Here is a 13,236-nt window from a genome sequence, read left to right as displayed (position 1 = left end):
ACATGATTTGAGTCACATTTGTTAGGCTTTTTTGTCGTAATAAAGCTGAATGTGCGCATCATTATTTATAGATTAAATGTTTGCGAAAACAGAGAAGCAGAATGCAAAAATTTGTTCACTTAAAGTCTAAGAATCACAGCATGATCATTAAAGTGGATCGTGTTCCTGAAATCCTTCATTGGGGAGCGAAAATAGCTCAGATTGACCCTGATTTAATCCTCTCGACCGAGCGGCCTATTTCTCAGGCTCGTCTTGATGTCGACGTGCCGTTATCACTATGCCCAGAGCTTGGTAGTGGTCACTTTAATGCGCCTGGTATTGAAGGACACCGAAATGGCGATAATTGGGCGCCCGTGTTCATAACCAAATCTATTGAGCAAAATGATGGTAGTGCAACATTTATACTTCAAGACGACATCGCTGGGCTTGAGTTGGTCATTGAGCTGCACCTTGATTTCAATAGCGACGTGGTGCAAAAACGCATCTCAATAAAGAACATCGCGTCAAGCGAGTATTGTTTAGATAAGCTTTCTTCCACTTTACCATTACCTAATCATGCCAACGAATTAATGACATTTCACGGACGTTGGTGTCATGAATTTCAAACTCAACGCTTGCGCTTTGAACATGGTGGCTTTATGCAAGAAAACCGCCGTGGCCGAACCTCTCATGAAAATTTCCCTGGTCTGTTCGCTGGCACGAATGGCTTTGGCGAGCAATTGGGTCACGTATGGGGCTTTCATCTTGGTTGGAGTGGTAATCATCAACTGCGCGCTGATGTTCGTAGTGATGGTCGCCGCTTTGTTCAAGCCGGCGAGTTGTTACTCTCTGGTGAAAAGCGTTTAAAAAGTGGTGAGACATACCAGTCCCCGTGGCTTTACGCAACATACAGCAACTCGGGTTTGAACGGTATTTCACAACGATTCCATGAGTTTGTTCGCACCAATATTATCCAGTTTCCAAGCAGTAAACCCCGCCCGGTTCACTTAAACACATGGGAAGGTATCTATTTTGATCATAACCCTGAGTACATCATGCAGATGGCAACCGAAGCCGCTGAGATGGGGGTCGAGCGCTTCATTATTGATGATGGTTGGTTCGTTGGTCGTGATGGCGAACGTGCCGCGCTTGGTGACTGGTATTTGGATGAAACGAAGTACCCAAATGGTCTTGAACCAGTGATTGAGCACGTAAACAACAAAGGTATGGAATTTGGTCTTTGGGTTGAACCCGAGATGGTCAGCCAAGACTCAAATCTATATCGCCAACACCCCGATTGGGTGTTGAGTCTGCAAGGCTACCATCAGCCTTCAGGTCGTTGGCAATACGTGTTGGATTTGCAAAACAAAGATTGCTTCAACTACCTGTTTGATCGTTTGAATGACTTACTAACTCGCTACAACATTGGCTACCTAAAGTGGGATATGAACCGTGAACTGGTGCAGCCAGGTCATCAAGGTAAGCCAGCTGTACATGGTCAAACTAAAGCGCTTTATCGTCTGTTAGATGAACTTTATGCGGCACATCCTGAGGTCGAGATTGAGTCTTGTTCTTCAGGTGGTGGTCGTATTGATTTTGAAATCCTTAAACGCACTCATCGCTTCTGGGCTTCTGATTGTAACGATGCGCTAGAACGTCAAGCTATTCAGCGCGGTATGAGTTATTTCTTTCCGCCTGAAGTAATGGGTGCACACATTGGCCCTGCGGAATGTCATTCAACTAACCGTCGCCATGCCATCAATATGCGTGGAGTGACGGCGTTAAGTGGTCACATGGGCGTTGAACTCGATCCAGTAAAAGAGAGTGCTGAAGAAAAACAAGCCTTCGCCCATTATATTCAATTGCACAAACAGTATCGCGACTTGCTTCACTCTGGGCGTGCTTTCCGTATTGACCCAGCAGATCATAGCCAGAACATCTATGGTGTTGAAAACGGGAAAGAAATGCTGATTACGGTCTGCCAGTTGGCCATGCCAAATCACGCGCTACCATCTCCACTTCGGGTGAGTTGTGCGGATGAAAAGGCCAGTTACGAAATCAAGATTGTGGAAATGCCACAGACCAGTTTTCAATTGATGAAACAACGTCCGAAATGGCTAGACAAAACTCTGACTCTAAGTGGTGATAACTTAAAAGAAATTGGGGTGACACTCCCGATCCTCGATCCCGAATCAGCGCTTATTGTTCATCTTAAAAAACGTTAAACCTCTACCTGCCTCCTCTAGCGACCAGTTTCAACTTACGTTGTTCCTGATAAAACACTCCTATACTCGCTAGAGGGGCACCCTACAACCAACAAGCAAGTTGAATTGCTTAACTTGTTAAGGAAACAAAATGTCTATTACAGTATTACTTTCGTTTTTGCTGTTTACGGGCTTTGTTGTGGTGTTCACTTACAGCAAAGTTAAAAATGATAAACACACCTCTCAAGATGGTTTCTTCCTTGGAGGACGAAGTTTGACGGGCGGACTGATTGCCAGCTCGCTAATTCTTACCAATTTGAGTGCAACCAGTTTTGTCGGTATGAGTGCTCAAGCCTACACCCACAATATGAGTGTGATGGGGTGGGAAGTTGCCTCTGGCGTTACTCTGGTTGTCATTGCGCTGCTGCTTGTACCGCGTTACCTCAAGCAAGGTATCACCACCATTCCAGATTTCTTAGAAAGCCGTTATGACATGTCGGTGAAGAAGTTCGTTACTTTGTTGTTCTTGTGTCAATACGTCATCAACATTCTTCCTACTACTCTTTACGCTGGCGCAGTGGTACTAGGCGAAATCTTCGATGTACAAGGTTTATTGGGTATTTCTGAATTTAGCTCCATCGCACTGATCTCTGCCACGATAGGTTTGTTAGGTTTCTTTTACGCTATTTATGGTGGTCTAAAAGCTGTCGTTATTGCTGATACCTTCAATGGTGTAGGATTGATTCTTGGTGGCCTAATGATCCCTGTATTTGGCCTGATGGCATTAGGCGGCGGTAACTTTATAGAAGGTTTGGACGTGTTGCTCACTGCCGCACCAGAGAAGCTGCAATCCGTAGGTAAAGAAACGGATCCACTGCCATTTTCTACTCTGTTCACGGGCCTATTATTGGTGAACTTGTATTATTGGGGCACCGACCAATCCATCATTCAGCGTGCGCTTGGCGCAAAGAACCTGAAAGAAGGTCAAAAGGGTGTCATTCTCGCAGGTGCAATTAAGGTTATCTCTCCATTATTCCTTATCATTCCCGGCATCATTGCCTTCCACATGTTTGGCTCTGATGCAGGTAATCCCGACACAATGTATACGCGCTTAGTGAATGAAGTGTTACCCAAGCCTCTTGTTGGCTTCTTTGTTGCGGTTATGTTTGGTGCCATATTAAGTACGTTTAATGGTGTGTTAAACAGTTCTACGACACTATTTGCATTGAACGTTTATAAGCCATTATTTGGTAAAGATAAGTCCGATGAAGAGTTAGTCGGTAAGGGGCGCCTATTCGGAGTCATCATTGCCATTATCTCTGTTTGTATTGCACCGTTTATCCTATATGCACCAGAAGGTTTATTCCAATATTTACAAATGGTTGCTGGCTTTTTCAGTGTGCCTATCTTCACCATTGTGTTCGTTGGTTACATTTCAAAACGTGTACCAGCTATTGCAGCCAAAGTTGCACTAACGATTTTTGTGAGCTCCTATGCTGCGATGCAATTGATCTTTGACACCCCAATCCACTTCTTACATCAATTAGCGATTTTATTTGTAGTTTGTACTTTACTGATGTTTGCGATTGGTCATTTTATGCCACGTGATACGGATTATGTGATGCCAGTTAATGAAAGCATCGATGTGACGCCATGGTCTTTCCGCTTTGAGGCGTCCGCAGTCATTCTCTATATGGTGCTAGGTGCATATGTAATGTTTTCGGACGTAGGTTTTGTTTCAAACGACCCAACGGTCATGCAAGTGTATGGTTTTTGCGGTGTTATCTTAATGCTTGGTGTGACCTTTAACTATTTATTGAAACGTAGGAAAAGCAAACAGGTAACCAAGCTGAATGATATGTACATGCCGTAATCAAACCACACTAATTATTTAATCATTAAAAACGGACAGCAAGTAGATAGATCGGTATGCCCGAATATGCGCATGATGCGGGTATACCTGATCTAGAGATTTTTACGTTGAAAGGTGGAAAAGTATTTATGGCAGTTCTTGTCACAGGCGGAATGGGGTATATCGGTAGTCACACATGTGTGCAGATGATCAAAGCTGGTATGGAACCAATCATCGTAGACAACCTATGTAATTCCAAAATAGAGGTATTAAATCGTATAGAGGCACTAACAGGGCAGCAACCAGCTTTCTATCAAGGCGACATTCGAGATGAAGACTTTTTAGACTCAGTATTTAATAAACATGATATTCAAGCTGTGATTCATTTTGCAGGTCTAAAAGCCGTTGGCGAATCCGTTATAAAACCATTGGAGTATTACGATAATAACGTTAATGGTTCATTGGTGTTGGTGCACAGTATGCGCAAAGCGGGTGTAAAAAGCATTGTATTTAGCTCATCTGCAACGGTTTATGGTGATCCTAAGGTTGTGCCTATTACGGAAGAGTCACCAACAGGTGCAACCACTAACCCTTATGGTCGCAGTAAATACATGGTGGAAGAGTGTTTGAGTGACCTGTTTCAAGCTGAACAGGATTGGAGTGTGACTTTGTTACGTTACTTCAACCCCGTTGGTGCACACCCGTCGGGCACCATGGGCGAAGATCCACAGGGGATCCCAAACAATTTAATGCCGTTCATCGCTCAAGTCGCGGTTGGTCGTCGAGAAAAATTGTCGGTATTCGGTAGCGACTACTCCACACCGGATGGCACTGGTGTTCGTGACTACATCCACGTAATGGATTTGGCTGACGGCCATATCGCAGCCCTGAAATCGGTCGGCGAAAAGGCCGGCTTGCACGTGTACAACTTAGGCACGGGCAAAGGTTCGAGCGTACTTGAAATGGTCGAAGCGTTCTCAACGGCATGTGGTCATCCAATCCCTTACGAGCTTTGTCCTCGTCGCCCTGGAGACATTGCAGAATGTTGGGCCAGTACGGAAAAAGCACAAAGAGAGCTCGGTTGGAAAGCTACCCGCAGCATTGCTGAAATGACGGCAGATACGTGGAATTGGCAATCGAGTAATCCTGACGGGTATTAATGTACTCGAAACTTCTTTTAAACAAATTGATGAGTTTGGTGTGTGCCAAATCGAAGACAGACTAAAAAAGATGAGCAAGTAATATGTCAAATGTTGAATTCAATCCAATAGATCACCCACATCGCCGTTACAATCCATTAACCGGGCAGTGGGTTTTGGTCTCTCCTCATCGTGCTAAACGTCCTTGGAGTGGGGCTGATGAGAAACCAGAGATTAACGAACAACCAAGCTACGATGAGAAGTGCTTCCTTTGTCCAACTAATGCGCGTATTTCAGGGGATGTTAACCCAGATTACCAAGGTACATACGTATTCCAAAATGATTTTGCAGCATTGGTGGTGGACTCACCAGATGCACCTAAGTCAGATAATCCGCTATTCAAATCTCAGGGTGTGCGTGGTTTGAGCCGCGTCATCTGTTTCTCGCCTGATCACAGCAAAACCTTACCGGAATTGCCAGTTGATAAAATTCGCGGCGTGATTGATACATGGAATGATCAAATCGAAGAGTTAGGCAAAGACTACATTTGGGTTCAAGCATTCGAAAATAAAGGCGAAACCATGGGTTGTTCTCAGCCTCACCCACACGGTCAAATCTGGGCGAACAGCTTCTTACCAAACGAAATTGAGCGCAAAGAGCGCAACTTAAAAGCGTATTACCAAGAACATGGCAGCAACTTGCTGGTGGACTACGTGCAAGCTGAACTTAAAGACGGTTCACGTACAGTGGTTGAAACTGAATATTGGATTGCCGTTGTACCGTACTGGGCTGCATGGCCGTTCGAAACCATGCTTCTTCCGAAAGTACACATACGCCGCATGAGTGAGCTAACCGATGAACAACGTGATGACCTTGCAGTTGCTATCAAAAAGCTGACGAGTCGCTACGACAATTTATTCCAATGTTCTTTTCCTTACTCGATGGGTTGGCACTATGCACCATTCTTTGAAGAAGGCACCGATATCAACCATTGGCAATTACATGCGCTGTTCTACCCACCATTACTTCGTAGTGCCACGGTTCGCAAGTTCATGGTGGGTTATGAAATGCTCGCAGAAAATCAACGAGACCTAACAGCGGAGCAGGCTGCACAACGTTTACGCGATTTAAGTGATGTGCATTATAAAGAGTCATAAACTCTCGAGAACTATTGATAGCGAACAAAATGGGGAGTACCACCTTGCGATGAAACATGAGGCTCAAAGTACTTCCCCAACACCAAATTTATATCTTAAGAGAACGCCACCTATGTCTGATTTAATCCAAAATGTTGAAAGCTCTTTTGAAGAATTGCTGGGCTATGCACCGAGCCATATTATTCAAGCTCCTGGCCGTGTAAACCTCATTGGTGAGCATACTGACTACAACGATGGTTTTGTGCTGCCATGCGCAATCAATTACCAAACGATAGTCGCTGCTGCGAAACGTGAAGACACTCTAGTACGTGTGGTATCCGTGGATTATGGTAATGCAATTGATGAGTTCGATATCAGTCAAGAGATTGTATTCCAATCTAACCAAATGTGGGCGAACTATATTCGCGGGGTAGTCAAAAGTCTTCTTTCTCGCGGTTACCAATTTACTGGAGCGGATATTGCGGTTAGTGGTAATGTTCCGCAAGGAGCAGGTTTAAGCTCATCGGCTGCATTGGAAGTGGTGATAGGGCAAACGTTTAAAGTACTGTTTAATCTGGAAATCAGCCAAGCAGAAATAGCCCTAAATGGTCAGCAAGCAGAGAACGAATTCGTTGGCTGTAACTGCGGTATCATGGACCAAATGATTTCGGCAGAAGGTCGTGAAAACCACGCCATATTATTGGATTGTCGTAGTTTAGAAACCGAGGCGGTCCCGATGCCAGAGGACATCGCGGTTGTGATAATCAACTCGAACAAAAAACGTGGCTTGGTAGACAGCGAATACAACACGCGCCGTAAGCAGTGTGAAGAAGCGGCACGCACCTTTGGTGTGGCAGCGTTACGTGATGTTACCATTGAGCAGTTTGACGAAAAAGTGTCTGAGCTGGATGACATGGTTGCGAAGCGAGCTCGCCACGTGATCACAGAAAATGACCGCACTGTTAAAGCGGCGCAAGCACTTCGTGCGCACGACATAAAGCGTATGGGCGAACTCATGGCGGAGTCACATGCGTCAATGCGTGATGACTTTGAAATCACAGTTAAAGAAATCGATACTTTAGTTGAAATTGTGAAAGATACGATTGGTGACCAAGGTGGTGTGCGAATGACTGGCGGTGGTTTTGGTGGTTGTGTTGTTGCTCTGGTTCCTATGCATTTAGTCGAAAATCTAAAACTCGCCGTTAAAAATAAATACGAATCTGCAACTGGCCTTAAGGAGGATATATACGTCTGTAGAGCAACCGATGGCGCTGGAGTCCTTAAAGGAAAATAAGCTACAGGGCTGTTCATCTTATTTGTATGCTCGCTCAAAAGCATATGGAATATGCTGACATAGCAGAAAGGAGACGAGTCAAGTAACTGAAATTGGACTTAGCTGATTTTTTAGTTAGTCGTTTTTATTTTTACTCTGTTGTTTCTTAACCTTACATTTTCAAATGGCCTCAGGTGCTCCTAGAGGCCTTTTTTCTGAGCTTTAGGCTCGTATACTTTGATGCTCTCAAGGCTTTAATATCCATAAAAATAATCAATCCTAATGGATATCTCTTGACCAGATTTTGAAGATAGCCATATAAGGATATTTAATAACATAAAATTATAAAAGTATCTCATAGCCGAAGGTGTACCAATGTATAAGTCTTATGGCATCTCGAGTTATCTTTTAGCATAACAACAATAAGACTTGATCTTAACGCCTTTGTGACCAGGACTGAAGGCTGTTGCGGTATTGACACAGGAGCGATGTAACCGCTTGGTTTTATCCTTGGTGATGGACTCTTTTATGGCGGTTAAACTCACGGCTTATTTTCTTGCCCTATGAACTAAATAGGACTGCGTCTATTTATTTCCTTTCCCAACTCATTACAGAGTGGTGCGTTGTGCTGATGGCGGAAACTCATACGTAGTCTTTGTCATTAAGACATCTGCACAGCAATTCTTCTACTCATATGAATTTTCTTCATATTAAGAGTGAGAAAATATAACTTTCACTTACATCATATTGTGATTGAATTGCCATATGGATTTTAGCAGTATGGAAGTCTAAATGATGAATCTTACAATATTGGATGGGGGCATGGGGCGCGAGCTAAAACGCATAGGCGCACCGTTTTCTCAACCTCACTGGAGTGCCCAAGCACTTATCGAATCCCCACAACATGTTACGCAAGCGCATCAGGGTTTTATTGATGCAGGAGCACAAATCATTACCGTCAACAGCTATGCCTGTGTTCCGTTTCATCTAGGTGAAGATTTGTATGCCGAGCAGGGACGCGAGCTGGCAGAGAAAGCCGCGAAAATTGCTCGTGATGTCGTGACCGTGTCACAAAAAGAAGTGCTTGTTGCCGGAGCGATACCTCCTGCCTTTGGTTCTTATAGACCTGATTTATTTGAAGAAAAGCGTGCTTACGACATCAATGTGACTCTATTTGAAGCGCAAGAGCCACATGTAGACATTTGGTTGGCGGAAACCGTTGCAAGCCTTGGTGAAGCGCGAGTGATCAGCAAAGTTCTGTCTAAAAGCGACAAGCCAGTTTACATCTCGTTCACGTTAGAAGATGAAGTCAGCGAAGTCTCGCATCTGCGCTCTGGTGAGCTTGTCACTGACGCCGTTGAGGCGCTTCTTGATACTAATGCGACCGGTATTTTTTTCAATTGCTCAATTCCTGAAGTGATTGAACAAGCGATCAAAGATGTGAATCAAGTGCTGAGACGAACAGGGAAAACGTTAACTATTGGTGTCTACGCAAACAGCTTTGCACCAATTAAAGCGAATCACCAAGCGAATGAGTCATACCAAGGGCTTAGAAACTTCTCTCCAACAGAATATCTAGAATACGCTAAAAAGTGGTATCGTTTAGGGGCGAGTATCATTGGTGGCTGTTGTGGCATTGAGCCTAGTCATATTGAAGAACTCACAGCATGGAGAGACAGCCTTGAAGAATCTTAATCTCGGACTCACCATTCCTGCGATTGGCACTGTCCTGCTCATTTTACTTGTCTCTTCGATGTTCCCTGAGCAGTCTCAAGCTATGGCGAACAACGCAATGACGTTTGTGACTGATTGGTTTGGCTGGTTGGTGCAAATCTGCAGTCTTACTCTTGTTGGCTTTCTACTGTGGTTAGCGTTTTCCAAGTACGGTGACATTCGATTAGGGGAAGGAAAGCCTGAGTATTCGAACTTCTCTTTTGGCGGTATGATCTTTACGGCTGGTGTTGGTGCATCGCTCATTTATTGGGGGATTGGAGAACCGATGTACTACCTGCAATCTCCACCGCTATTTGCCGAAGCGAACAGCTACACTGCAGCGGCGTGGTCAGTCACTTATTCAATGTTCCACTGGGGAATTACAGGGTGGGCGATCTACTGTTTCCCTGCGATTCCTTTTGCTTACGCTTTCTATGTACAAAAACGCCGTACATTGAAGCTCTCCACACTGTGTGAACCCGTATTGGGTAAGAATCCAATCGTGGGCAAATGCGTCGACCTTTTGGCCATCTTCGGAACACTCGCGGCCTTTGCTAGTTCATTAGCGTTAACCGTTACTCTGCTTAGTACAGGAGCAGCAGAGTTATTTGGGATAGATAATAATTTGTTGCTTCAAGGCTGCATCATTTTCTTGTTCGTATTGGTTTTATTCGCAGTGACGCTGGTGGGCTTCAACAAAGGCATCAGTAATGTATCCGATTACACGGTCATCACTGCGATTATCTTTGCCTTATTTGTGCTGTTTTCATCAAATGCACAATTTGTGCTGAACAACGTGACGGATTCACTCGGTGTCATGCTCGATAGTTTCTTCCGCATGTCTCTTTGGACAGACCCGGTGCAAAAGAGTGGTTTCCCTCAAGCATGGACTCAATATTATTGGTTCTGGTACTACGCGTACCTAATCATGATGGGGTTGTTTATTACGCGCATATCGAGAGGCCGCACTATCCGTGAAGTCATCTTGTATACCATCTCTATGGGCGCTCTGGGATGCGCATTCTTTATCTCAATCTTTGGGGGCTATGCGGTTTGGGCGCAGTTATTAGGTGGTTATCCCGTTCAAGAGTGGATGAGCAATGGTGGATTGACGTTTGCCGTCGTCTCGTTGATCAAAACCTTGCCAGCGAACAATGTGGTTCTTGCGGTCTTTTTGGTGATTCAGTTCTTCTTGATGTTGACTACGATGTCGAGCGCTAGCGTGGCCACCTCGATGCTGACGACGAATCAGCTGTCCCTAAACGGAGACCCAGATAACAAGGTCAAATTGATGTGGGCAGGGGCGATCGCACTTATCAGCTTTAGCGTATTCCTCACGGGTGGTGGTATCAATACCATTAAATCCTTGTGCGTGGTCGCGGGACTACCGATGATGTTTATCTACGGAATTTTGGTTAAACAACTCATGATGGAACTGAAAGGTAAGGCAGCTTCGCAAGCAGAGTCGGAAGCCTCTGTGGAAGCACAAGAACTGATTGCTTAACCTTAAATAACAAACCCTCTTCATGTTTAAATTTGAAGCGTGTTACCTTTTTCTTCGTAGAGAAATCTCAATAATGCTTATAAGATTGTGCCTGAATTTCATTACGTTAGTGAATGGGTAAAGTTAGTTAAGTTTTATTTATCTACTACTTCATGTTATTGCCTTGAAGGTTGATGAGGTATCTAAGGGTGTTATAACGCAGAATCGACTTCTTTCTCATAACGGTTAGTTGAACTACTATTTGTACATTATTTTGTACCAGATGGAGTTCAGTATGAGTCGTATTCATTTCGATCAAGACATTCAACCGTTGTCTGAGTTTCGCGCAGGTGTAGCTTCTTACATCAAACAAATCAATGAGACTCGCCGTCCATTGGTAATTACACAACGTGGCAAAGGTGTTGCTGTTGTTCTTGATGTTGCAGAGTATGAAGCAATGCAAGAAGAAAATCGAATTGCTGGAAGAAATGTGTACAGCGGAAGCTCAGTTAGCTTCAGGTCTTGGCGTTTCCAAAGATGATGCGCGTGCTCAAGTTTTGGGGCGCATTAAAAAATGAAAGTAATTTGGTCTCCATTAGCGCTTCAAAAGTTAGGCGATACAGCGGAGTTCATTTCTTTGGATAACCCATCTGCAGCAGAAAAGTGGGTCAACGAAGTTTTGATAAAAGTGAACTACTTGGCAGTATGCCTGAAGTGGGGCGCTTTGTTCCTGAAATGTCTCATACGAATTATCGTGAAATTATCTTTGGTCACTATCGTATTATCCACAGCTTAAGTCATGAAATCCGCGTACTAACAGTTCGTAATTGTCGTCAAATGCTGTCGGAATATGATGTGTAAAACTGCGTTTTAACAAAGCATTTAAGAGTGATTCCCAACGCTTGGCATTTTTAGTTTGGATCAAGTTTAGTGTTTACTGCGTCCAAGTTAAGTGTCGTGGTTGCGTGGCTCACCACTTAGCGCGGCGTTATATGCCCGTAATAAGAAAATCGATAGCAGAGATGATCTCGTCTCTAAAAGTGCTTAGATTGCTTACAGGCTCTCTTAGAATTTTGGTTGGTACACTTGCCATTTGATGCGTCAGAATTACGAAGTCACCTTCATCAATATGGATTACGGGACATAGATGACTAGGTGCTTTTTTCTCTAACAACTCAGTAGGCGTCAACGGAATAACTAACCGAGTGTTCAATGTATCCAGCAATCCACTTTGAACGTCAACAAAGTATGGGTATGCGGTTGCTGTGTTTTTATCGTTGTTTTTGTATAGCGAGAATTGTGACATTAGAATACTCGGTAAGAATCAGAAAATAGTCCATGATTTTCAGTTAGCTCGTTACAAGCATTAATGCCCTCAGCATTTTGCTTTAACCATTCAGCCTTAAGGCGTTGACGTACTTCTTTTTCAAGTGCCTTTTCCATTGTTGCCGAAAGGTTTATATTTAACCGTTTAGCCTCCGCAAGTAACTCACTGTTTAAGCTTAAGTTTGTAGCTTTCTTTGGTGCTTGCGTACTATATGCATTTCTCATAATAGTAACCTGTGCGTATTGTGTGTGCGCATAAATTATAGGCGCACACACAAGCATATAACAAGCATTTCGGACTGCTCACTCCATAAAGGCTCAATTAATCAGGTCTTTTTGTTTACATATTGTAAACTTGGTGTGAGTGTCCTATAGTGTTTACATGATGTAAACAAGAGTTAGGAAATGCACATAATTAAACGAGAGCCTTTTGAAACGGCAAAGCGACTATATCCGCAATGTGCCGAGGCACTAGACTCAACTTTCAAAACGCTAAAAGCAACAAAAGCAAAAAGACCAGAACAACTCAAACAACTTTTTCCGTCATTGGATAACTTTAAATACGTAGACAAGTGGTATGTCATCGACATTGGCGGCGGTTCATTAAGGTTAATCGCCTTTATCGAATTTACAGGTGGGAAATGCTTCGTTAAATACATCGTTACCCACGCAGAATACGACAAGATAGCAGACCAACAAAAAGGGGGTAAGCATGAACATTCAAGCTCTAAAAACCCTATCAAATGAAATTCACACAGCGATGCCTTGGTTACAAGGCATCCGTGACCATGAGCAATATCTAGAGCTTATGGAACTCATGGATACGCTAGTAGAAGACTACGAGGAAAACCATGTCTTGATTGACTTGCTATTCCCTGTACTTGAACGCTACGAGGAAGAATCAGAACACTTCCAAGAGTTTAACGCGCACATTGATAGCCTAGATACTGGTATCGCCACTCTTCGCGTTCTCATCGACCAATACCGTCTAACTCTAAGTGATTTACCTGAGATTGGTGGCAAGTCGCTAGTATCGCTAATCCTAAGCGGTAAACGCCAACTAACCGTTGGACACATTAAAGCGCTATCGGAACGTTTCGGCGTACCAAAGCATATGTTTATTTAGCAGAA

The 13,236-nt window shown here is 43.8% G+C and carries 11 protein-coding genes and 2 pseudogenes; 11 read left to right on the top strand and 2 right to left on the bottom strand.

The window, feature by feature from the left end:
* Nucleotides 1-101 precede the first annotated feature (101 nt).
* From R7P69_RS18045 to R7P69_RS18005, 9 genes and pseudogenes are all read left to right on the top strand, one after another.
* Nucleotides 102-2,204, top strand: a complete 2,103-nt coding sequence (locus tag R7P69_RS18045; RefSeq protein ID WP_017634144.1) for an alpha-galactosidase — start codon at nucleotides 102-104, stop codon at nucleotides 2,202-2,204.
* A 130-nt stretch (nucleotides 2,205-2,334) separates the two neighbouring features.
* Nucleotides 2,335-4,056, top strand: a complete 1,722-nt coding sequence (locus tag R7P69_RS18040) for a solute:sodium symporter family transporter (protein ID WP_017634143.1) — start codon at nucleotides 2,335-2,337, stop codon at nucleotides 4,054-4,056.
* 128 nt (nucleotides 4,057-4,184) lie between these two features.
* Nucleotides 4,185-5,195 (top strand): UDP-glucose 4-epimerase GalE, encoded by a 1,011-nt coding sequence (galE, locus tag R7P69_RS18035; protein ID WP_053307373.1) that lies wholly within the window; start codon nucleotides 4,185-4,187, stop codon nucleotides 5,193-5,195.
* An 83-nt stretch (nucleotides 5,196-5,278) separates the two neighbouring features.
* Nucleotides 5,279-6,331, top strand: a complete 1,053-nt coding sequence (locus R7P69_RS18030; RefSeq protein WP_017634141.1) for a UDP-glucose--hexose-1-phosphate uridylyltransferase — start codon at nucleotides 5,279-5,281, stop codon at nucleotides 6,329-6,331.
* Between the two features lie 112 nt (nucleotides 6,332-6,443).
* Nucleotides 6,444-7,604, top strand: coding sequence for a galactokinase (gene galK / locus R7P69_RS18025; protein WP_017634140.1), 1,161 nt, complete (start codon nucleotides 6,444-6,446; stop codon nucleotides 7,602-7,604).
* Nucleotides 7,605-8,375: 771 nt separating this feature from the next.
* Nucleotides 8,376-9,278 (top strand): homocysteine S-methyltransferase family protein, encoded by a 903-nt coding sequence (locus tag R7P69_RS18020; RefSeq protein WP_053307308.1) that lies wholly within the window; start codon nucleotides 8,376-8,378, stop codon nucleotides 9,276-9,278.
* A complete protein-coding gene (locus R7P69_RS18015) occupies nucleotides 9,265-10,800 on the top strand; it encodes a BCCT family transporter (RefSeq protein ID WP_017634138.1) in 1,536 nt (511 codons plus the stop codon). The genes R7P69_RS18020 and R7P69_RS18015 overlap by 14 nt, the downstream gene beginning before the upstream one ends.
* 274 nt (nucleotides 10,801-11,074) lie before the next feature.
* Nucleotides 11,075-11,357, top strand: a pseudogene (locus R7P69_RS18010) (type II toxin-antitoxin system Phd/YefM family antitoxin).
* Nucleotides 11,354-11,640, top strand: a pseudogene (locus R7P69_RS18005) (type II toxin-antitoxin system RelE/ParE family toxin). Before R7P69_RS18010 ends, R7P69_RS18005 begins: the two co-directional pseudogenes overlap by 4 nt.
* Nucleotides 11,641-11,767: 127 nt before the next feature.
* Here the strand turns inward: R7P69_RS18005 and R7P69_RS18000 are convergent.
* Nucleotides 11,768-12,085 (bottom strand): CcdB family protein, encoded by a 318-nt coding sequence (locus R7P69_RS18000; RefSeq protein ID WP_017634137.1) that lies wholly within the window; start codon nucleotides 12,083-12,085, stop codon nucleotides 11,768-11,770.
* On the bottom strand, nucleotides 12,085-12,330 hold the full coding sequence (locus tag R7P69_RS17995; RefSeq protein ID WP_025998575.1) for a type II toxin-antitoxin system CcdA family antitoxin: 246 nt from the start codon (nucleotides 12,328-12,330) through the stop codon (nucleotides 12,085-12,087). Before R7P69_RS17995 ends, R7P69_RS18000 begins: the two co-directional genes overlap by 1 nt.
* Before the next feature lie 180 nt (nucleotides 12,331-12,510).
* On the opposite strand from R7P69_RS17995, the gene R7P69_RS17990 reads away from it, so the two are divergent.
* Entirely contained in the window at nucleotides 12,511-12,852 is a 342-nt protein-coding gene (locus R7P69_RS17990; protein WP_213892697.1) for a type II toxin-antitoxin system HigB family toxin, read from the top strand.
* Nucleotides 12,818-13,231, top strand: a complete 414-nt coding sequence (locus tag R7P69_RS17985; RefSeq protein WP_025998577.1) for a helix-turn-helix domain-containing protein — start codon at nucleotides 12,818-12,820, stop codon at nucleotides 13,229-13,231. The genes R7P69_RS17990 and R7P69_RS17985 overlap by 35 nt, the downstream gene beginning before the upstream one ends.
* Nucleotides 13,232-13,236 lie beyond the last annotated feature (5 nt).

The sequence above is a fragment of the Vibrio sp. 661 genome, from assembly GCF_033339315.1.
GTDB lineage: Bacteria > Pseudomonadota > Gammaproteobacteria > Enterobacterales > Vibrionaceae > Vibrio > Vibrio alginolyticus.
The sequence above is the reverse complement of the archived record's forward strand: the minus strand, read 5'-3'. Positions and strand labels throughout refer to the sequence as shown.